This is a genomic window from Bradyrhizobium centrolobii (genome assembly GCF_001641635.1).
GTDB classification, from domain to species: Bacteria; Pseudomonadota; Alphaproteobacteria; order Rhizobiales; family Xanthobacteraceae; genus Bradyrhizobium; species Bradyrhizobium centrolobii.
On the sequence record NZ_LUUB01000079.1, the window covers coordinates 91,637 to 109,146 of the forward strand.

Sequence of the window (17,510 nt, forward strand, 5' to 3'; positions counted from 1 at the left end):
TCCGATTATTTCCCTAGATGCCCAAATCATCAACGCATGACTGAGCAGGCCCAATGAATCCAAGCACTAGACGCTGTTTCCTCAAGGGCGGTGCGGTAGCCGGCGCCACGACGCTGGTTGCGGCACCTGCGATCGCGCAGAGCATGCCTGAGCTCAAGTGGCGCCTGACGTCGAGCTTTCCGAAGTCGCTCGACACCATCTACGGCACGGCGCAGACCTTTGCGAAATACGTCGCGGAAGCCACCGACAACAAGTTTCAGATCCAGACGTTTGCGGCCGGCGAGCTCGTGCCCGGCCTGCAGGCGCTCGATGCCGTCAGCGTTGCCTCGGTCGAGATGGCGCAGACGCCGCTCTATTTCTACATCGGCAAGGAGCCGGCGCTGGCCTATGCCACCGGCGTGCCCTTCGGCATGAACCATCGGCACCAGGAATCCTGGTGGGCGTTCGGCGGCGGCGCCGAGCTCTGCAACGAAGCGCTGAAGCCGTTCAAGACGCACGCGATCCTCTGCGGCAACTCGGGCACCCAGATGGGCGGCTGGTTCCGCAAGGAGATCAAGACCGTCGACGATCTCAAGGGCCTGAAATTCCGCATCGCCGGCATGGGCGGCCACGTGCTGGCGCGGCTCGGCATCGTTCCGCAGCAGCTCGCCGGCGGTGACGTCTACGCCGCGCTCGAGAAGGGCTCGATCGACGCCGCCGAATTCGTCGGTCCCTATGACGACGAGAAGCTCGGCTTCTACAAGGTCGCCAAATACTACTACTTCCCCGGCTGGTGGGAAGGCGGAGCCATGCTGCACATGATCGTCAACGACGAGAAGTGGAACGGGTTGCCCAAGCAGTACCAGGCAATTCTCAATCAGGCCGGCTCGGCGGCGGGCGCCTGGATGCTCGAAAAATACGACAGCGTGAATCCGGCGGCGCTGAAGCGGCTGGTCGCCAACGGCGCGGAGCTGAAGGCGTTCCCGCAGCCTGTGATGGAGGCCTGCTACAAGGCCACGCAGGATCATCTCAACGAGCTCTCCGAGAAAAGCGAGCTGTTCAAGAAGACCAGAGAGAGCCACGACGCGTATATGAAGGAGCTGCTCTTCTACACGCAGATCGCGGAGAACTACTACGACAACTATCTGCTCAGCAAAATGCGCAAGGGCGGCTAGCGGCTACGGGCGGCGCGGTCTCTGGAGCGTATCCTGACCCGAAGGGCTGCGTTGGTGCAAAGTGTGCGGCGGTCTTCGGAAAAGATCACGCTCTGACAACAACAACCCAAAGCGCGATGAGGATTCATCGCGCTTTAGGCCGCGCCCAGGCCCAGCTTCGCATAGATGCGCCGCGCATAGGCACCGAAGGCGTCCGTCGTCTTGAGCGGTAGCGCGCGCGGGAAGGGCAGGTCGATCGCGAAATAGTCGGCCATCTTCGCCGGTCCCGCCGTCAGCACGGCACAGTGCGAGGACAGGAAGACGGCTTCCTGGATTGAATGTGTGACGAAGATGATGGTCTTGCCGCTCTCGCGCCAGATCCGCAGCATCTCGAGGTTCATCTGCTCGCGCGTCAGCGCATCCAGCGCGCCGAACGGCTCGTCCATCAGGATCAGCTTGGGATCGTGGACGAACGCCCGCGCGATCGCGGTGCGCTGCTGCATGCCGCCGGAGAGCTGCTGCGGATATTTCTCCTCGTAGCCGGCAAGCCCGACCAGGTTGAGCAAATCGCGCGCCCGCTCGCGCGAAGCCTTCATCGGCAGGCCCACGATCTCGGCCGGCAAGAGCACGTTGTCCAGAATGGTTCGCCATTTCAGCAGCAGCGCCTGCTGGAACACCATGCCGATGTCACGGGTTGGATCGAACGGGCTCTTGGCATTGCCGATCTTGACCGTGCCGCCGTCCGCGCCGTGCAGGCCGGCCAGGATCTTCATCACCGTGGTCTTGCCGCATCCGGACGGGCCGACGAGCGAGACGAGCTCACCTTCCTGCACGTCCATCGTGACGTCGGAGACCGCCAGGAATTCGGCGCCGCCGCTGCGATAGACTTTCCGGACGCCGCGCAGGCTGATGAAGGGCTCTTCCGTCATGCCAGCCATTTGTCCAGATGGGCCGCCACGAACGCATCGTCGCTGAGGTCAGCATGCTCGTGGCAGACGCGATCGATCTCCTCCTTCTGCCCGGGGCTCAGGCCCTCGTCCGGATCTAGGCACCACAAGCCCCGCATCAGGCCCTGACGCCGCAGCACCTCGTGGCAGCCGGCGATGCAGCCGTGGAAATTGTTGGCGACATCGAAGAAGGCGCTGTTGCAGTCGGTGACGCGGGCATCGAGCGCGAGCAGATCGGCCGGCACGGTGTCCTTGTGGCGGGCCTGTTTGCAGCGCTCGAACTGCTTGATGGCGCTTGCAGTCCAGACCGACCAGTGCCCAAGCAGCCCGCCCTTGAAATAGGTTCGCGTGGTGACGCCGTTCTCGCGCAGGTCGAACGGCAGGGTGAGGTCGAGCAGGATGTGATCGTCATTGCCGGTGTAGAGCGCGACGCGGTCGAGCGCGCCCGCCGCCGCCACGCCCCGCAGCACGTCGAGCGTCCGGTAGCGGTTGAACGGCGCGATCTTGATCGCGATGACATTGTCGATCGACGCAAAGCGCTGCCAGAACCGGCTCGACAGGATGACGCCGCCCACCGCTGGCTGGAGATAGAATCCGACCAGCGGAATTTCCGCGGCGACCGCGGTGCAATGCGCGATGATCTCGTCTTCGGACCCGTTCTTCATCGCGGCAAGGCTGAGCAGACCCGCATGATAGCCGATGTCGCGCGCGGCGCGCGCCTCAGCAGTCGCTTGCCGGGTCGGTCCGGCGAGCCCCGCGACCATTGCCAGCGGACGCTTGGTCCAGTTCGCCGCGGTCTCGGCGGCGAGCTCCAGCACCGGCCTGTAGAGGCCGACGTCGCGGATCGCGAACTGGGTCGTGTGCACGCCGACGGCAAGGCCGCCGGCGCCGGCGTCGATGTAATAGCGCGTCAGCGCGCGCTGATGCGTCTTGTCGAGCTGGCGCTCCGCAGTGAGCGCGAGGGGATGCGCCGGCAGCACGGTGCCGTCGGTGATCAGCTTGCGGACGTCGCTGTTGATCTGGCTGTGATGCATGGTGTCCTATCCGAATTCGGGGCCGGCGACGGCGAACGGCGTTTCCTCGCCTGCGCGCGTGGCGGGGCCGAACCGCATGCGCTGGAACGGCCGCTCGATGGTCCAGCCGGCGGTGGTCAACCCCTCGAGAAACTCCTTCTGTGACGCGACGGCGTCGATCAGCAGCGGTCCGGTTTCCGAGCGCGCGACCGCATCGACCAGGGCGAGGGCGGGTGCCGCGTTGTCAGCAAACAACGGGCCGATATGGTGTGCGGTTCTCCCGTCCCGGATCAGCGCGATGGTTCCGTCGCCTGCGGCGATGCGTGAGCCGGCGCGCTGCGCGAATTCGGTGAGGAGGGCGGTTCGATCGAAGCCTGCGGCCCGCCGGTCGCGCGCGCAGAGCGCATCTAATGTCGCAGATGCGGGCGGCGGCGCCGCGACTTGCGCGGCTATTTCCAGCTTCAGCCGGCGCAATTGCAGGGTCGGCGTGAATCCCAGCGGCCCGTAGACGGCGGCTCCGTCGGGCGTTGCGTCGAGCCAGCTCGTCAGGCTGCGCTTCCTTGCCGTTTCCAGGCAGGCATCGACGAGACGCGTTGCAAGGCCGCGCCGGCGGTGGCCTGCCGTCACCAGAACCATGCTGATCCAGGCGTTGTTGCCGGAGTAGGGCAGCAGCGCTGCTGTTGCGACCAGTTGCCCGCGGTCGCGGATGCCAAACACGACACCTTCGCGCAGGAAGAAGCGCCAGTCCGCTTCGTTCTGGTTCCAGTGCGCTTCCGTCGACAGCAGAAAGCCCGCAGCCGCGTCCTCGACCCCGAGCTGGATGACGGACGTGCCGTCAGTAGCGGCCATCGCGCACCTCGTATTTGGTAGGCTTGCCGAGGCTCGGCATGGCGCGCGCAACCCAGTCCGCCGTCCAGGCGATCAGCTGCTCGGTATCGACGACCGGCAGGCCGAACAACCCGACTGCCTTCGACGTGTCGGTCAGCCATGCCGTTGGCTCCTCCTTGCCGACCAGCACCGGCGCGCGGCCAAAGCGGGCGCCGAACTTCGCGGCGAGATCGCGGACCGCGAGGATTTCATGACCGCTGACGTTGATCGGCGACGTCGGCGTCGTGCAGTGCGCGAGGCAGCGCAGCGCCTGCGATGATGCATCGCCCTGCCAGATGAAATTGACGTGGCCGAGGCTGACGTCGATCGGCGTGCCCGTGAGCACCTTGCTCGCGATGTCGTGCAGCACGCCATAGCGCATGTCGATCGCGTAATTGAGCCGGAACAGCCGGCCAGAAGTCCCGAATTTGCGCGAAAAATACTCGAACATGCGCTCGCGGCCGACGCAGGACTGGGCGTATTCGCCGGGCGGGTTCGGCGCCATGTCTTCGCTCGAGCCTTTGCCATCGACCGGAACGAAGGGGTAGATGCAGCCAGTCGAGAACGCCACGATCCGCGATGAGGGGAAGGCCTGCGCGACCAGGGCCGGCACATGCGCATTCATGGCCCAGGTCAGGGACAGGTCGCCCTCGGCGCCGAACTTGCGGCCGGCCATGAAGACAATGTTGGGCGCCTTCGGCAGCGCGTTGATCGCGTTCTCGTCCATCAGGTCGCAATTGATCGTCTCGACGCCGCGCGCGTGCAGCCAGTCCTTGACGCTCGGGTCGCTGAACCGGGCGACGCCGACGACACGGCGATCGGGCGCGGCAGCCTTGGCGAGGCCGGCCAGCGTCGGCCCCATCTTGCCGGCGACGCCGAGGATCATGATGTCGCCGTCGACGGACTTGAGATCGTCGATCAGCGCCTGGCTCGGCCGGCACAGGAGGTCGTCGAGCGCGGCGACGTCTGGAATGGTCTTCGGCAGCGCCTGGCGGGTGAGGAGCATGGGTGGTTCCTTGTCGTTAAGTCACAGCCTCGCGCCGCCGACCACGAACATGCGTTCGAGGCAGAGCACGAGGCCGTAGAGGGCGACCCCGAGCAGCGTCAGCAGCACGACGGCCATCACCATCGCGGGCGTGTCGAGCGCCGACTGCACCTGGATCATGAGATAGCCGAGCCCGCGCTCGGAGGCGATAAACTCGCCGACGATGGCGCCCGCCACCGCCAGGATGGCGCCGACCTTCATGCCGGAGAATACGTAAGGCAGCGATCCCGGCAGCTGGATCTTGCGGAACAGCGTCCAGCGCGAGCCGCGCAGGGATTTGACGAGATCGAGCAGGTCGGGCTCGACCTCGCGGAGGCCCCGCGCCGTGGTGAGCAGGATCGGAAAGAAGCAGATGCTGAACGCGATCAGGATGTTCGGCACGATGCCGTAGGAAAACCAGACGATGAAGAGCGGGCCGAGCGCGACCTTCGGGATCATATTCAGCGTCACGAACAATGGCAGCAGGAGCAGGCTGAGCAGCGGTGCCCAGCTGAAGATCACCGCCAACGCCACGCCGACGACGGCGCCGAGCGCGAAGCCGCCGAGGATTTCGACGGCTGTCACCAGCGTGTTGGCGCTCCATGCGTAGCTTGCGGTTCCCAGCGTCTGCACCGTCGCGAGCGGGGAGGGCAGGATGAATTTCGGTACATGGAAGGCGTCCACCAGCACCTGCCAGAGCGCGAGCACGGCCAGATGCACGATCAGGATGATCGCAAAGCTGCGTGCGGTGCCTCCGCCGTCACCTGCCACGGTCTGCTCCTCGTTGGTGCGGCCACCCGGCCGCGACGGCAAGCCTAGTCCCCTCCGACGGAAGTTTCAACCAGTTGGTTGATTAGGGCCGGAGCGACTGCAGCACGAGGTCGACGACATGCCTGCGCCGGGCACGCCGCTGGGCTCGGCTGGACAAGTCCTTGCCGAAGATCGCCGACAGCGTCGGAGTGTTGGAAAAGAAGAAATAGCTTAAGCCTGCAATCGAAATATAGAGCTGGACCGGATCGATCCCCTTGCGGAAAGTTCCCGCGCGCACGCCTTCGTTCAGGATGTGGGAGACGCTCTTGACCAGCGGCGAATGCATCGCCTCCAGGCGAGACGAGCCACGGACATGGCGCGCGCCGCCGCGGTTCTCGTCGTTCAGGAGCACGATGAAATCCGGGTTTGCGGCCAGATGGTCGAATGAAGCCTCGATCAGCTTCCGGATCGCATCTTCCGGCGGCAGGCCTTCGAGCTTGAGCCTGCGTTCCTGCTCGCGGATGTCCTCATAGACCCATTCGAGCACGGCCAGGTAGAGCGCGTCCTTGTCGCCGAAATGGTGGTAGACGAGCTGCTTGTTGACGCCGGCGCGCTCCGCGATCTCGTCGACGCGGGCGCCCGCGAAGCCGTGCCGGGCGAACTCCAGGCGCGCCGCGGTGAGCAGCTTTTTGCGGGTGGCGGCGGGGTCGCGCCGCTGCGGCACAGGGTCGCCAGATCGTTTAGAGGGCATTTCCAACCAGACAGTTGACAATTCGAGGAGGGGCCTGTTGCATTGGTAGCCTCACGGGGGGAGAGCGACAAGCCGGGTCGCGGGAAATGAGGAGAGATGCGATGAAGCGTTTGCAGGCGGCGGGCTCGGCTCTAGTCTTGGCCCTGATGCTCGGCTTGCCGGCGCTGCCGGCAAGCGCGGGAGAGGCGGTCAACCTGATCCTGAACTGGACGCCGACCGCCGACCACTCGCCGTTCTATTACGCCAAGGCGCAAGGCTGGTACGAGAAGGCCGGGATCGATTTGACGATCGAGACCGGCAAGGGCTCCGGCGTCTCCGCCGCCAAGGTCGGCTCCGGCGGCTCGCCCTTCGGTATCGCCGATCTTGCCACCATGCTGGTGGCAAAGGGCAAGGGTGCCGACGACGTCGCGGTGATGAGCATCTACGCCAACACCGGCCAGACCTTCTACTGGCTGAAGAGCTACGGCGTGAACGGCGTGAAAGATTTCCCGAGCCACAAGATCGGCAATCCGCCTGGGGATGCCTCGCGCGTGATGTGGCCCGCCTTCGCCAAGGCCGCAGGCATCGCGCCGGACTCCGTCAGCTTCGTCAATATCGGCCCGACCGCGAAGATCGCAGCGTTGAAGAGCCACACCGTGGACATCATCAGCGACTTCTACAACGAGCACGATCTCAAGGTGATCGAGTTCGGCGGCGACCTCGGCTACGTCAACTGGAAGGACATCGGGCTCAACCCTTATGGCAATTCGCTTATCGTGAACGGCGCCTATCTCCAGAAGAATCCGAAACTCGTCGAAGAGTTCGTGCGCATCTCGCAGAAGGCTTTTGCAGCCTGTGTCGCCGACGTCACGCCGTGCCTGAAGGCATTGCTCGACCAGGTCTCCGGCCTCGACAAGGAGAACCAGGAGCGCCAGTGGGAGCGCATCAAATATCTGATGACGGACGAGTTTACGACCACGAAGTCGCTCGGCTGGATCGACGGCGAGCGCATGAAGAAGGACTACGAGCTGGTGCAGGCCTATCTCGGCATGGAGAAGCCGTTCGACGTCACCACGGCCTTCACGACCAAGATGCTCGACCCCGCCATCAAGATGGACGCGAGCAAGGTCAAGAAGTAGGACGGCCTTTTCCCGTCCACTACCGCATTACCCGTCGCGCCCTCGCGCGGGGCCTCGCCCCTGACGCCTTGCGACGTCGCCCCGGTGCGCGGACGATGGACATCATGACGTGCGCGCGCGAGGCGTCCTCTATTCCGTTGCCGTGTAGTCGATGCCTGCCGGTGCCTGAACGGTGGCGTGTTGACTGAGCTTTATCTCCTTCACAACCACACCAAGCACGATGGCTGCCATCACTATAACCAGCGGTCGAAGTTCTTCTCGACAAAGCATGCGGGGGCAACGCGCGCTGCTTTCATTTAGTTCTCCTAATCTGGCCCACGCGGCCAGCCTTAACGAAATCCGGTCTTCCGGTCGAAGAAACTGATGCGCTCCGATCGGTACCAGAGATCGTCACTGTGGGCGCTCGTGCCTCACGATACTCCAGTAAAGCTGACCAGTGACCAGCATCATGCCAGCCCAGACCAGAGCAAGCATCGCAAGTACCAACTGATGGGTATCGTTCATCAGCGCCACAAGTCCCCTGCGTCACTCAAGCTGAGCGCGGTTCCGCTCTTGGTGGACAATGGGGCGAAAAGCGCGGGACCGCGCGAGGCCCGAAGGCCCTGCCGCGATAAACAACACGTGTGTCGACTGTTCCTTTGGTGCCGATAGGAAAATATGGGAAGAGGAACAGGTTCCACCCTTTCTCAGGCGTTGCCCATGCGGGACGAACGTCACCGCGTGGCCGCCTGTACGCTCTGCTGCCGCAGGATCGATGCGGCGCGCACGCCTGATGGCGTCTCGCCGAAGCGCCGGCGGAACGAGCGATTGAAATGAGAAACATCACCAAAGCCGACTGCAAATGCGATATCGATGATGGCCAAATGCAGATGGTGCGGGTCAGTCAACATCGCGAAGGCACGCTCAAGCCGGCACCCTGCAAGGTGCTCGGTGAACGACTTTCCGGTCCCCTCGAGCAATTTTTGCACGTATCGCCGCGACATACCGAGCGCTCCAGCGACATTGTTCAGATCGAAATTGGGATCGCTGAAGCGTCGCGCGACCTCGGCGAGGATCGCCTGCAGCTTTGCTGCCTTCACACCACGCTCCGTAACGATGTTGGCAGCTTCGGCGGTCGGCCCGAGCGTCGCGGCCACGAGATCGAGGAGATGTACGCCGACGGTGGAGGCCAGTTTTGATGACGGAGGTTCTTTGAAGGATGCGAGCGACCGGAGGTAGCGGTCGAGCAGTCTAAGCGCCGGTCCGGGACGCACCGGCCGACCTGATAGATCTTCCGGCTGCGCAACCAGAGACTTAAGGGCGGCAGCCTGCACGATCACGAATTTGACGCTGCCGCCGCGCGGCCCAAATACTCGCAGCGGCCTTCCCCGGTCAACCAAACAAGCGGAGCCGGTATCATAGACATGTTCCTGGCCAGCATTTGCAAATTGGACCGGCTGAGCCTCGATGATGTTCAGTCCGAATTGGTCGCGGCTATCCTTGAGGTGGTGTTTGTGACGGATAAACTCCACCGGCGTGGTGACAATGCTACAAACGCCAACCGCGCCGAGCGGCAAGTAGGTGACGTCGATACGCGGGCGTCCGCCGCTGTGATCTATCACGTCCAAGGCGAGGTTCAGCCGCGCAAACTCCTCACGGAACGTGGAGAGCCGTGCGCGCTCCGGCAGCATCTCAGTCGACCATCGCAAAAGGGAAGATGACGCTGGCATGCCGGCCTCCCGTTTCGGTGCCCAACCACGCAAGAACAACTGAGCCGCCCGATCTGTAAATTCCTCGAATGACGCCAAGACGTCTCAAGAGACAATATCGGACCGCAGCTTCGCTGCAGGTGTGACGTGGATTACAAATGGAGATAGGGACCTCAAAAAAATGACGAGGAATTCCCGTTAGGCATTCGATGCTGACACTGTTCGCATCGAGGTTGCGATAACGCATGAAACGCAGCGTTGATACCAAGTCAATCGCGTTCGCGAACCGCAGTCCTATTCCCGCTCACTGCGGCCAATCCTTGCAGAGCGTGATGCCGATCATGATCAGCGAGCCGATTGCGACTGCCACCGGGCAGATAAAAGGCAACTCTTCCAGCACGCTGATAAAGACCGCTCGGACGCGGAGAGTTCTCTTCTTATTTGCAAAGCGCCAGCCTGCCACACCCATCGGACATCTCCGTTTGGCCCCCAGCAGCGGCGGTCTCACTCTTCAGCGCGAAGCGCTCTCCGGCTATAGCCCATTCGGATGTATCCCTGGATCAAGGTGAAGGAACCCTTGCATGGCCTGCTCGGCCCCTCGCAGCCGGTCAGCGACGCTGCAGCAGGCCGTGAGCGCGCTGTCCCATCCTGTAGCCCCGCGCTCCCGGCGCGCTGTACGGCCTTTCTAAGGCCTCGCCCGCCTGACGCATTCCATAGGGACGCGCCGCCAGAGCTGTTGGTTCGCCACGTCGGCAGCGGCGGCAAGCTGCGGCCACTCAATATCTTCGTCGTAGGGGCGAACAATGTCGGCGTCCGTTTCATTGTGCGCGACGACGGCAAGATCACCGCGCACCATTGAAAAGACGGCCTGCCCGGATATGGCAGGTGTTGCCCGGCATCACCGGCGCTCCGTTCGCTTTGCAGTGGCGTCGTCTTTCTACGGGACGCCGCCCCACCTAGGCGCAGCGAGGGGCAAGGTTATAGGTCGGATGGTCTCAATTGAGCGGCCGAGCGCACGCTCGCTTTGCATTGCGGGCGACGATCCAGTCATACCCTTCGAGGGCTGCTGCAGTAGCCAACTCGACCATATCTTGGCGATCTGCTTTGCTCACTCGCGTAAGGTGATCGCGGATGACTTGGGCGAAATCCGGCTCCGCAAGGCTACGCCGGGCCAAAAGGGCGCTCGGCCGCCGAAGCTTCAGCGAACGCGGCAAGCAGGGGCATGACAGCGCTATTGGGGCGAGCGCGTCCGCCCCCGGCCAGGCATCAACCCCAGTAACCTTACCGACATAATTAACCGCCCGTTAACCAAATCCGCCGCATCGTTAACCATTCAATAACAAGGACGAGTCGGCAGCCATGGTGGCAGCAGCAAGACCTCAACGCCAGATGGTGCGCCTGCGCGGCCGGTCCTACGTGGCCTTCGTGTTCGTGCCGACGGTTCCTATCCAGGACTGGCTCCAGGAGATCGATGCCACGATCGCGCGCTCGCCGGGCTTCTTCGTCGGCCGGCCCGTGGTGGTCGACCTGTCCTCGGTCGATCTCAGCCAGTCCGGCATCAGCCATCTGCTTACAAGCCTTCAGGACCGCAGCATCCGCGTGCTCGGCATCGAGGGCGTGGAGGAGGCGCGGCTGACGCCGGCCATGCCGCCGCTGCTCTCGGGCGGGCGCCATTGCATGGTCGAGCCGAGCGCGCCGAAGAAGACGGCGACGACCAAGCAGCCGACCTCGCTCCTGCTCGAGAACCCCGTCCGGTCGGGCCAGACCGTGATCTTCCCCGACGGGGACATCACGATCCTGGGCTCGGTCGGCTCCGGCGCGGAGGTGGTCGCAGGTGGATCGATCCACGTCTATGGCGCGCTGCGCGGCCGCGCCATGGCCGGTGTCAACGGGAACACGAGCGCGCGTATCTATTGTCAGAAGATCGAGGCTGAACTGCTTGCAATTGATGGGTTTTACCAGACTGCGGACGACATCGACGCCGCCTTGCGCGGCAAGCCGGCACAGGCCTGGCTGCAGGGGAATACCATGCGAATTACAGCACTGAACTGACCAGCAAAGGAGACATTTCAGATGAGTAAGGTACTGGTCGTGACATCAGGCAAGGGCGGGGTCGGCAAGACCACGACGACCGCCGCGCTGGGCGCTGCATTGGCGCAACGCGGCGACAAGGTCGTTGTCGTCGACTTTGACGTCGGCTTGCGCAACCTCGATCTCGTGATGGGCGCCGAACGCCGCGTCGTGTTCGACCTCATCAACGTGGTGCAGGGCGTCGCCAAACTGCCGCAGGCGCTGATCCGCGACAAGCGGCTGGAGAATCTCTGGCTGCTGCCGGCCTCGCAAACCCGCGACAAGGACGCGCTGAACGAGGAGGGCGTGCGCAACGTCATCGCCGACCTGCGCAGCCGCTTCGACTGGGTGATCTGCGACAGCCCCGCCGGCATCGAGCGCGGCGCCTCCATGGCGATGCGCTTTGCCGACGAGGCGGTGATCGTCACCAATCCCGAGGTTTCCTCGGTGCGCGACTCCGACCGGATCATCGGGATGCTCGATTCGAAGACGGTGCGGGCCGAGAAGGGCGAGCGCGTCGTGAAGCACATCCTGATCACGCGCTACGATCCCTCGCGCGCCTCGCGCGGCGAGATGCTCAGCATCGACGACATCCTCGAGATCCTGGCGACGCCGCTGCTCGGCATCATCCCGGAGAGCCAGGACGTTCTGAAGGCGTCCAACGTCGGCACGCCGGTGACGCTGGCGAACACCGACGGCGCACCGGCTCGGGCCTATATCGATGCAGCCAAGCGCCTCTGCGGCGAGAGCATTGCGATGCACGTTCCCGCCGAGCGCAGAGGCTTCATGGACCGCCTGCTACGACGGAGGGCGGCATGAGCATGGGTCTGCTTCGGCTTCTCCGCGGCAACAAGGCCTCTGCTCCCGTAGCGCGCGAACGGTTGCAGATCCTGCTTGCGCATGAGCGCGGTCTGCGCGGCCAACCCGATCTGCTCGGTGTGCTGCGCGAGGAAATTCTCGCGGTCGTGTCAAAGCACGTCACGCTCGATCCGACCAAGGTGATCGTGCGGCTCGAGCGCGGCGACGAGGTGTCGACGCTCGAGGTCGATATCGAGGTGCCCAACGACATTGAACGCAAACGGGCGGCGGTCGGGTAGGGGATCCCGCCGGGGTCGTCTGACTTGGGTGGAAGACAGGCAGCCTGCCGGTAACGGTGGGCTGCCTTGTCGTGCATCCTCGCTAGAAATCACGCTTTCGCCCGATTTCGTTTCGGACGCTGGATTGTCTTCGAAAGACGTTACTCGTTTCGCTGGTCGAGAAGGAATTTGGCCATTTCGCAAAGCGAGCCGCTCAGATTCATGGATCTGCCGATGCGATCGGCCGCGGGCGGAACGAGACGAGGGGCTTGATCGTTGTGAGGAACCCGCGGGGCAATCGAGCGATGCGCCGCAGCTTCGTCAAACGGGAGAGCGCCCATGATGTCCGAGGTCCAGGTTCATACCGTCGCGAGGCAGATGCTCGAACAGCACGGCTTCGCTGCGATCGCGAAGGCAGCGGAACAGGCGCAGGCCTGCGAGGGCCGCGGCGAGGCCGAGGAAGCCAAGGAATGGCGCCACATCGTTGATGCCATGAAGATCATGCGCGGGCCGCACCAGAGTTGATGCGCGGGACGAGGGCGCGCGCTCAGCGTTCCTCGTGATCGGTCCCCTGCGCCGGAGTACGGTGCTGCGTTTGAGCCTGTTCGCGCTGGCCCGACTCCTTGCAAGGCAGCTGCTCCCAGGATCCATCCGGCGCCTGCTGATAGGCGCTACAGGATGACGAGGTGGCTTTGTCCTCGCCCTTCTGGGTCTCGGAATTCCTCGCCAGCGCCGGCGCAGTCAGCGCCGCGGCGGCGAACGCGCCGGCAAGAACGGCTTGAACAATCCGCATAAGGTTCTCCTGTTCGAAGATGCCCGCATGCTGGCGAGGATTGTGACGATTATTTGCCGGAGCCGTGGTTCCGTCGCGGTGTGCTTAACGCTGGCGCGAACACCCCACTGCCCGGCGGGCTCGATGGCCATCTCGTTGCGGCGGGCGCAGGCGCGCAGCCAGCCGATGATGCCCGGCTGCACCGAGAATTCGTAATTGTCCTCGACCGTCTCGGCCTTCACCGCCAGCACGGAACCCGTCTCGATCGCCGCAGCAAGCGCGACACCATGCTGCGGGAAGATACCGATTTCGTCGGATCCCTCCATCTGCGCGGAGAACCCGCCGAACGGCTCATTGCCAAAGCTCGAAGGATTGGACGCGAGGGAGGGGTCCGAGGTTCATCAGTAGCTCGGGGACGTCGCCGGCCTGCTAGTTCTTGCTGTGGATGAACCCCGCGAGGTTGGCCTTCTGCGCTTCGCACCAGTTGGTCATGCCGAGGCGGCGCTGGTCGAGGTCGGTCGCCTGGGTCGCCACCGCGACCTCCGCCATGATGTCGTCATCCTGCTTCTCGCCCATCTTGCCGCCGGTGTGCATGTAGGCGATCGCCTTCCGCACCTTCTCGGTGGTGCCGTCGGGAAGGTGCATCTGCTGCGCCTGCTGCACCAGATCCTGGTACACGACATCAGTGTTGGGACATTCGACCTTGGCGGCAAAGGCCTGCAAGACCTTCGTCACATAGACCGACCGCGGCTCAGCCTGTGCCGGCGCAGCGATCAGCAACAGGCCCGCGATCAGATAACCATAGCGCATCCTTGGTACCTCCCCGGTTTTCCGGGAAGGCTAGCGTCCGCGGGGCCGAACCGCAATGGTGCAGGGACGCAATTGTTGCTCGTCCGGCCGGTACGCTATCGTGAACATCATCCTGATCACGGAGTGAGACATGAGCCTGTTTGGCACACCATTTGACGCCGTTCATGACACGGCGGTCGTCACCGGCGCGGGTAACGGCATTGGCCGTGCGATCGCGCAGGCCCTGGTCGACGAGGGGGTGCGAACCGTGTTCGCCGACGTGAGCGCAGAGCGGGTGAGCGCGGCCATTGCCGCGAGCAGCAGGCCGGACCTGGCGGTGCCGTGGGTCGGCGATCTCGCCAATATGCAAGCTTGCGATGCGCTCCTTGCCACCGCATACGCGGCGCTCGGCGAGGTGACGCACCTCGTCCACAGTGCATCTCCGCCGCGGCGTGAAGCCGATCACGCCTTCGCCGTGGATCGCAAGACCTGGCAGGAGATGCACGCCGTCAATCTCGACGCTGGATTTCATCTGGCCCGCGAAATCGCGAAACGGCTCATCGCTGCAAAGCGGGCGGGCTCGTTTCTGTTCCTCACCTCTCTGCATGCGGACACGCCCCGCAACTTGCCGCATTACTCGACGGCGAAGGCGGGGATGGCAATTTTGGTGCGGGAGCTGGCCAAGACGTTCGGCCGCTACAACATTCGCGTCAACGCGCTGGTGCCCGGCGCCATTGCGGCGGGCGGCTTCGTGGCTGATGCCTCACTCGCAAGACACATTCCGCTCGGCCGTCTTGGCCAAGCCGAAGATCTTGCGCCGATGGCGCTGGCAGTGCTGTCGAACAGGATATCAGCTTACGTCACCGGCGCTGCCATCGTTGTCGATGGCGGATTGTCGCTGACGAACTGGTTCGAGGCGCCGGTCCTGGACGCGTAGCTAGCGTTGCCAGGCCGGCACGGGATCGAGCGGCGTGCGATAGAGCTCGTTGTGATCCCGATCGGTGACGCGCACCGCGCAGCCCTTCTGCTGGAGCTCGGGCTTCACCTGCGACAGCTCGCACGCCAATTGATCGGCGCGATCGGAAGCGACCTCGAGATCCTCGAGGATAATGCCGCCCTGGTTCTTGAACTCTTCACCAACCACGAGGTCGAAATAGTAATAGGGCATCCGAGTTCCCCCAAGTGTCACGACAAATCTCAACCCGCTTCGGATGGTATCACTGAGTCGAACTTTATCGAATGAAGCGCCCGCGCAATCTCTGTGCTTATGGCGCAAAAATCATGTGCAGCATTTGCGCACGTTAAGATTTTATTAAACATGTCGGCGCGATCATCAGGGCATGGAATTGCAACAGAACCGGGCTCCGGGAACCGGCAGTTGCAAGAGAAGGCCGGCGGCATAGATCCCGACGGCCTTTTCTCTTTGCCGCAGGCGACCGACCGCAGCACCGTAGTCGCCCGGACTCAACCCATCACATCGACTCGGACAGCGTTGTACGCGCGCATCCGCTTGCGTTCGCGGCGCGGAGTCGCGCTGTGCGCGTTCGTCTAGCGCACCGGCATCGGCGGACGTACGACAGGTCCGTCATCATCGGCGACGGCCTGCGGCGAAGAGACGGGCGCGCCATACTGCTGCGGAACTGCGACGGCCTGCGATGGCGGCGGCGGTGCGATCGGCGTTGGCGCATATGTCGGCGCATAGGCCGGGGTCGCGACCGGCCTCGGCTTGCGCACGGGTGGAGCCGACGGCCGCGGCGGCAGCGCGGAGACTCTGGCGCGCGGCTCGACGGGTCTCGCTTCGACCGGCTTCGGCGCGGCCGTCTTTGCCATCTCGCGAACCATTTGCTCCTGCCCGGCCTTCAGCTCGGCGATGTTGGTCTTGAGCTGCTCGATCTGCTGCGCCATCGTGGCGAGATCGCGAGTCATCGCTTGCATCGATTGCGTTGCATCAGGCGCGGCTGCCGCAGCGCTATCCTCCGCCGCGGGCGGCGTTGCTTGAGCCGCGGGCGGTGTTGCTGGAGCAGCGGGCGGTGTTGCTGGAGCAGCGGGCGGCGTCGCAGCCTGATCGGCCGTCTGGTCCGCTGGTGCTTGGGGAACGGGCTGTGCGGCCTGCTCGGCTATTGCGGGCGTCGTCTGCGGCGTCGCTGGGGTGAGCGAAGACGTCAGCGAATTCAGCGAAGAGTTTAGCGCCGGCACCCACGCGGCGATCATCTGCTTGGCGGTATCACCGTGCTTCTCCCATGCGACGGTGGCTGCGGCGCTTCCCGCGGCAAACAGCAACGTGATGAACGCGCCGCTGAGCCATTTGCCGACGGCCGAGCGCTTCCGCCTGCCTGGCAGATCGGTGGCGGCCGCGCGAACGGCCGTGTCCACGGACGGTGCTGCAGCCGGTATCGCGGGGGGAGCGCCGATCCTGGGTTCCAGACGAGCCGCAATCTCCGGCGCCAATGTCGGCGTGACCTTGTCGGCGCGCGGGGTGAAGAGCACGTCCGGCGGAATCTGCAGCGCGTCGTGCGGATCGTTGTCCTTGATGGTGTCCTTCACGATTTCATCGACAATTTGCTTCGAGTTCAGCGTCGCGAGCATCGCAGCTCCTTTGAAGCCTTCGTCGTTCGCATTTGCGCGAGCCGAATGATTGAGTTTTCTATCCCAAAGCCCCTGACGCGCACGAGTCCAGCCGGGTTTGACCAAAGCAAGGCAATGGGATGGAGACAGTGCGACGGTCTACCGCCGTTTGTGGTGGTGGAACCCGACCGGGCGAACACGCGCACGTGTTCCCGCGCTGCCTTGTTTTCAGCACGATTTGGGCAGCAAATAGTGGTGCTGGGGGCGCTGTTTATCCGCTATGGGGGGCCCGAGCGGTGCCAAGATCTTTAATCGCTGTATTCGTTGTTGCCTTGCTTCCGCTTGGCGGTTGCATGCAGGCAACGCTTTCACCATCGACCGATGCAAGCATGACGCCGCGCGACCGGCAGTTGCTGGCGCATACTCCGTACGCTCAGGCGAACGTGCCCGAGCAATACCTCCGTCACATCGTCGACTATTCGCGCAAGGAGCAGCCGGGCACGATCCTGGTCGATACCGATTCGCGCTATCTCTACTACGTGCTGCCGCAGGGCAAGGCGATCCGCTATGGCGTTGCGGTCGGCGAGGAGGCGATGGCCTTCTCCGGCGTGGCGCGGGTCGGCCGCATGGCGGAGTGGCCAGACTGGATTCCAACCCCGGAAATCCAGGCGCGGCTCGGTCCGTATCCGCCGCGCGTTTCCGGCGGTCCCGCCAACCCGCTCGGCGCGCGGGCGCTCTATCTCTATGCCGGCAACAAGGACACGCTTTATCGCATCCATGGCACCAACCAGCCCGAATATATCGGGCAGGCGATCTCGTCGGGCTGCATCCGGATGCGCAATGAGGACGTGATCGACCTGTTCGATCGGGTGAAACTCGGCTCGACCGTGGTGGTGCTGCCGCCGGGGCACAGCGCGCAGGCCGGGGCAGCCAACTGGCGCGGGTGA

At 64.0% G+C, this 17,510-nt stretch carries 22 protein-coding genes; 9 read left to right on the top strand and 13 right to left on the bottom strand.

What is annotated here, in order from left to right; all coding sequences use genetic code 11:
* The first annotated feature begins 53 nt into the window (after positions 1-53).
* The gene (locus AYJ54_RS26740; RefSeq protein WP_063703612.1) at positions 54-1,154 is read left to right on the top strand and encodes a TRAP transporter substrate-binding protein; all 1,101 of its coding nucleotides are present in this window, start codon (positions 54-56) and stop codon (positions 1,152-1,154) included.
* Between the two features lie 134 nt (positions 1,155-1,288).
* Here AYJ54_RS26740 and AYJ54_RS26745 read toward each other — a convergent pair whose 3' ends face one another.
* The 6 genes from AYJ54_RS26745 to AYJ54_RS26770 form a co-directional block, all read right to left on the bottom strand.
* On the bottom strand, positions 1,289-2,071 hold the full coding sequence (locus AYJ54_RS26745) for an ABC transporter ATP-binding protein (RefSeq protein WP_063703614.1): 783 nt from the start codon (positions 2,069-2,071) through the stop codon (positions 1,289-1,291).
* Complete coding sequence (locus tag AYJ54_RS26750) at positions 2,059-3,114, bottom strand: dihydrodipicolinate synthase family protein (protein ID WP_063703616.1); 1,056 nt, start codon at positions 3,112-3,114, stop codon at positions 2,059-2,061. Before AYJ54_RS26750 ends, AYJ54_RS26745 begins: the two co-directional genes overlap by 13 nt.
* Before the next feature lie 6 nt (positions 3,115-3,120).
* Positions 3,121-3,942 carry a GNAT family N-acetyltransferase gene (locus AYJ54_RS26755; protein ID WP_063703617.1) on the bottom strand — a complete coding sequence of 274 codons (822 nt, stop codon included), beginning with the start codon at positions 3,940-3,942 and terminating at the stop codon, positions 3,121-3,123.
* On the bottom strand, positions 3,929-4,966 hold the full coding sequence (locus tag AYJ54_RS26760; RefSeq protein WP_063703619.1) for an NAD-dependent epimerase/dehydratase family protein: 1,038 nt from the start codon (positions 4,964-4,966) through the stop codon (positions 3,929-3,931). Before AYJ54_RS26760 ends, AYJ54_RS26755 begins: the two co-directional genes overlap by 14 nt.
* A gap of 21 nt (positions 4,967-4,987) precedes the next feature.
* On the bottom strand, positions 4,988-5,755 hold the full coding sequence (locus AYJ54_RS26765; RefSeq protein ID WP_063704244.1) for an ABC transporter permease: 768 nt from the start codon (positions 5,753-5,755) through the stop codon (positions 4,988-4,990).
* An 82-nt stretch (positions 5,756-5,837) separates the two neighbouring features.
* Positions 5,838-6,485, bottom strand: a complete 648-nt coding sequence (locus tag AYJ54_RS26770) for a TetR/AcrR family transcriptional regulator (RefSeq protein ID WP_063703621.1) — start codon at positions 6,483-6,485, stop codon at positions 5,838-5,840.
* Positions 6,486-6,586: 101 nt separating this feature from the next.
* On the opposite strand from AYJ54_RS26770, the gene AYJ54_RS26775 reads away from it, so the two are divergent.
* Positions 6,587-7,603, top strand: a complete 1,017-nt coding sequence (locus AYJ54_RS26775) for an ABC transporter substrate-binding protein (protein WP_063703623.1) — start codon at positions 6,587-6,589, stop codon at positions 7,601-7,603.
* Between the two features lie 713 nt (positions 7,604-8,316).
* Here AYJ54_RS26775 and AYJ54_RS26780 read toward each other — a convergent pair.
* A complete protein-coding gene (locus AYJ54_RS26780) occupies positions 8,317-9,312 on the bottom strand; it encodes a helix-turn-helix transcriptional regulator (RefSeq protein WP_082905866.1) in 996 nt (331 codons plus the stop codon).
* A 283-nt stretch (positions 9,313-9,595) separates the two neighbouring features.
* Positions 9,596-9,760: a hypothetical protein gene (locus AYJ54_RS51415; RefSeq protein WP_201724258.1), complete on the bottom strand. Its 165-nt coding sequence runs from the start codon at positions 9,758-9,760 to the stop codon at positions 9,596-9,598.
* Between the two features lie 267 nt (positions 9,761-10,027).
* Between AYJ54_RS51415 and AYJ54_RS53525 the strand changes: the two genes are divergently transcribed.
* The 5 genes from AYJ54_RS53525 to AYJ54_RS26805 all read left to right on the top strand — a co-directional run bounded on the left by AYJ54_RS53525 (position 10,028) and on the right by AYJ54_RS26805 (position 12,962).
* Positions 10,028-10,150, top strand: a complete 123-nt coding sequence (locus AYJ54_RS53525; RefSeq protein WP_283808706.1) for a hypothetical protein — start codon at positions 10,028-10,030, stop codon at positions 10,148-10,150.
* A 500-nt stretch (positions 10,151-10,650) separates the two neighbouring features.
* Positions 10,651-11,343 carry a septum site-determining protein MinC gene (minC, locus tag AYJ54_RS26785; RefSeq protein ID WP_063703627.1) on the top strand — a complete coding sequence of 231 codons (693 nt, stop codon included), beginning with the start codon at positions 10,651-10,653 and terminating at the stop codon, positions 11,341-11,343.
* 21 nt (positions 11,344-11,364) lie between these two features.
* Positions 11,365-12,180: a septum site-determining protein MinD gene (gene minD, locus AYJ54_RS26790; RefSeq protein ID WP_063703629.1), complete on the top strand. Its 816-nt coding sequence runs from the start codon at positions 11,365-11,367 to the stop codon at positions 12,178-12,180.
* Complete coding sequence (gene minE, locus AYJ54_RS26795; RefSeq protein ID WP_063703631.1) at positions 12,177-12,458, top strand: cell division topological specificity factor MinE; 282 nt, start codon at positions 12,177-12,179, stop codon at positions 12,456-12,458. The genes minD and minE overlap by 4 nt, the downstream gene beginning before the upstream one ends.
* A 318-nt stretch (positions 12,459-12,776) precedes the next feature.
* The gene (locus AYJ54_RS26805; RefSeq protein WP_027572193.1) at positions 12,777-12,962 is read left to right on the top strand and encodes a hypothetical protein; all 186 of its coding nucleotides are present in this window, start codon (positions 12,777-12,779) and stop codon (positions 12,960-12,962) included.
* A gap of 22 nt (positions 12,963-12,984) precedes the next feature.
* Here AYJ54_RS26805 and AYJ54_RS52780 read toward each other — a convergent pair whose 3' ends face one another.
* The 3 genes from AYJ54_RS52780 to AYJ54_RS26815 form a co-directional block, all read right to left on the bottom strand.
* Positions 12,985-13,230 carry a hypothetical protein gene (locus AYJ54_RS52780; protein ID WP_082905867.1) on the bottom strand — a complete coding sequence of 82 codons (246 nt, stop codon included), beginning with the start codon at positions 13,228-13,230 and terminating at the stop codon, positions 12,985-12,987.
* Positions 13,179-13,535, bottom strand: a complete 357-nt coding sequence (locus AYJ54_RS26810; RefSeq protein WP_063703634.1) for a hypothetical protein — start codon at positions 13,533-13,535, stop codon at positions 13,179-13,181. The genes AYJ54_RS52780 and AYJ54_RS26810 overlap by 52 nt, the downstream gene beginning before the upstream one ends.
* Before the next feature lie 103 nt (positions 13,536-13,638).
* Complete coding sequence (locus tag AYJ54_RS26815) at positions 13,639-14,019, bottom strand: hypothetical protein (protein WP_063703636.1); 381 nt, start codon at positions 14,017-14,019, stop codon at positions 13,639-13,641.
* Positions 14,020-14,149: 130 nt separating this feature from the next.
* On the opposite strand from AYJ54_RS26815, the gene AYJ54_RS26820 reads away from it, so the two are divergent.
* A complete protein-coding gene (locus tag AYJ54_RS26820; protein WP_063703638.1) occupies positions 14,150-14,935 on the top strand; it encodes an SDR family NAD(P)-dependent oxidoreductase in 786 nt (261 codons plus the stop codon).
* On the opposite strand, the gene AYJ54_RS26825 is transcribed toward AYJ54_RS26820, so the two are convergent.
* Both AYJ54_RS26825 and AYJ54_RS26830 read right to left on the bottom strand, forming a co-directional pair.
* Positions 14,936-15,166: a DUF6894 family protein gene (locus tag AYJ54_RS26825; RefSeq protein WP_063703640.1), complete on the bottom strand. Its 231-nt coding sequence runs from the start codon at positions 15,164-15,166 to the stop codon at positions 14,936-14,938. It abuts the gene before it with no gap.
* 380 nt (positions 15,167-15,546) lie between these two features.
* Positions 15,547-16,584: a hypothetical protein gene (locus AYJ54_RS26830; protein WP_063703641.1), complete on the bottom strand. Its 1,038-nt coding sequence runs from the start codon at positions 16,582-16,584 to the stop codon at positions 15,547-15,549.
* Between the two features lie 332 nt (positions 16,585-16,916).
* Here AYJ54_RS26830 and AYJ54_RS26835 point away from each other — a divergent pair, with 332 nt between their 5' ends.
* Positions 16,917-17,510, top strand: coding sequence for a L,D-transpeptidase (locus AYJ54_RS26835; RefSeq protein ID WP_201724259.1), 594 nt, complete (start codon positions 16,917-16,919; stop codon positions 17,508-17,510).

What these genes read in the sequence shown, in the direction of transcription:
- AYJ54_RS26835 (WP_201724259.1), top strand. Translation starts at nt 16,917, where the DNA reads ATGCAGGCAACGCTTTCACCATCGACCGATGCAAGCATGACGCCGCGC.
- AYJ54_RS26745 (WP_063703614.1), bottom strand. Translation starts at nt 2,071, where the DNA reads ATGGCTGGCATGACGGAAGAGCCCTTCATCAGCCTGCGCGGCGTCCGG.
- AYJ54_RS26815 (WP_063703636.1), bottom strand. Translation starts at nt 14,019, where the DNA reads ATGCGCTATGGTTATCTGATCGCGGGCCTGTTGCTGATCGCTGCGCCG.
- AYJ54_RS26760 (WP_063703619.1), bottom strand. Translation starts at nt 4,966, where the DNA reads ATGCTCCTCACCCGCCAGGCGCTGCCGAAGACCATTCCAGACGTCGCC.
- minC (WP_063703627.1), top strand. Translation starts at nt 10,651, where the DNA reads ATGGTGGCAGCAGCAAGACCTCAACGCCAGATGGTGCGCCTGCGCGGC.
- AYJ54_RS26805 (WP_027572193.1), top strand. Translation starts at nt 12,777, where the DNA reads ATGATGTCCGAGGTCCAGGTTCATACCGTCGCGAGGCAGATGCTCGAA.
- AYJ54_RS26740 (WP_063703612.1), top strand. Translation starts at nt 54, where the DNA reads ATGAATCCAAGCACTAGACGCTGTTTCCTCAAGGGCGGTGCGGTAGCC.
- minE (WP_063703631.1), top strand. Translation starts at nt 12,177, where the DNA reads ATGAGCATGGGTCTGCTTCGGCTTCTCCGCGGCAACAAGGCCTCTGCT.
- AYJ54_RS26755 (WP_063703617.1), bottom strand. Translation starts at nt 3,942, where the DNA reads ATGGCCGCTACTGACGGCACGTCCGTCATCCAGCTCGGGGTCGAGGAC.
- minD (WP_063703629.1), top strand. Translation starts at nt 11,365, where the DNA reads ATGAGTAAGGTACTGGTCGTGACATCAGGCAAGGGCGGGGTCGGCAAG.
- AYJ54_RS26830 (WP_063703641.1), bottom strand. Translation starts at nt 16,584, where the DNA reads ATGCTCGCGACGCTGAACTCGAAGCAAATTGTCGATGAAATCGTGAAG.
- AYJ54_RS26770 (WP_063703621.1), bottom strand. Translation starts at nt 6,485, where the DNA reads ATGCCCTCTAAACGATCTGGCGACCCTGTGCCGCAGCGGCGCGACCCC.
- AYJ54_RS52780 (WP_082905867.1), bottom strand. Translation starts at nt 13,230, where the DNA reads ATGCGGATTGTTCAAGCCGTTCTTGCCGGCGCGTTCGCCGCCGCGGCG.
- AYJ54_RS26750 (WP_063703616.1), bottom strand. Translation starts at nt 3,114, where the DNA reads ATGCATCACAGCCAGATCAACAGCGACGTCCGCAAGCTGATCACCGAC.
- AYJ54_RS26810 (WP_063703634.1), bottom strand. Translation starts at nt 13,535, where the DNA reads ATGGAGGGATCCGACGAAATCGGTATCTTCCCGCAGCATGGTGTCGCG.
- AYJ54_RS51415 (WP_201724258.1), bottom strand. Translation starts at nt 9,760, where the DNA reads ATGGGTGTGGCAGGCTGGCGCTTTGCAAATAAGAAGAGAACTCTCCGC.
- AYJ54_RS26775 (WP_063703623.1), top strand. Translation starts at nt 6,587, where the DNA reads ATGAAGCGTTTGCAGGCGGCGGGCTCGGCTCTAGTCTTGGCCCTGATG.
- AYJ54_RS26825 (WP_063703640.1), bottom strand. Translation starts at nt 15,166, where the DNA reads ATGCCCTATTACTATTTCGACCTCGTGGTTGGTGAAGAGTTCAAGAAC.
- AYJ54_RS26820 (WP_063703638.1), top strand. Translation starts at nt 14,150, where the DNA reads ATGAGCCTGTTTGGCACACCATTTGACGCCGTTCATGACACGGCGGTC.
- AYJ54_RS26780 (WP_082905866.1), bottom strand. Translation starts at nt 9,312, where the DNA reads ATGCCAGCGTCATCTTCCCTTTTGCGATGGTCGACTGAGATGCTGCCG.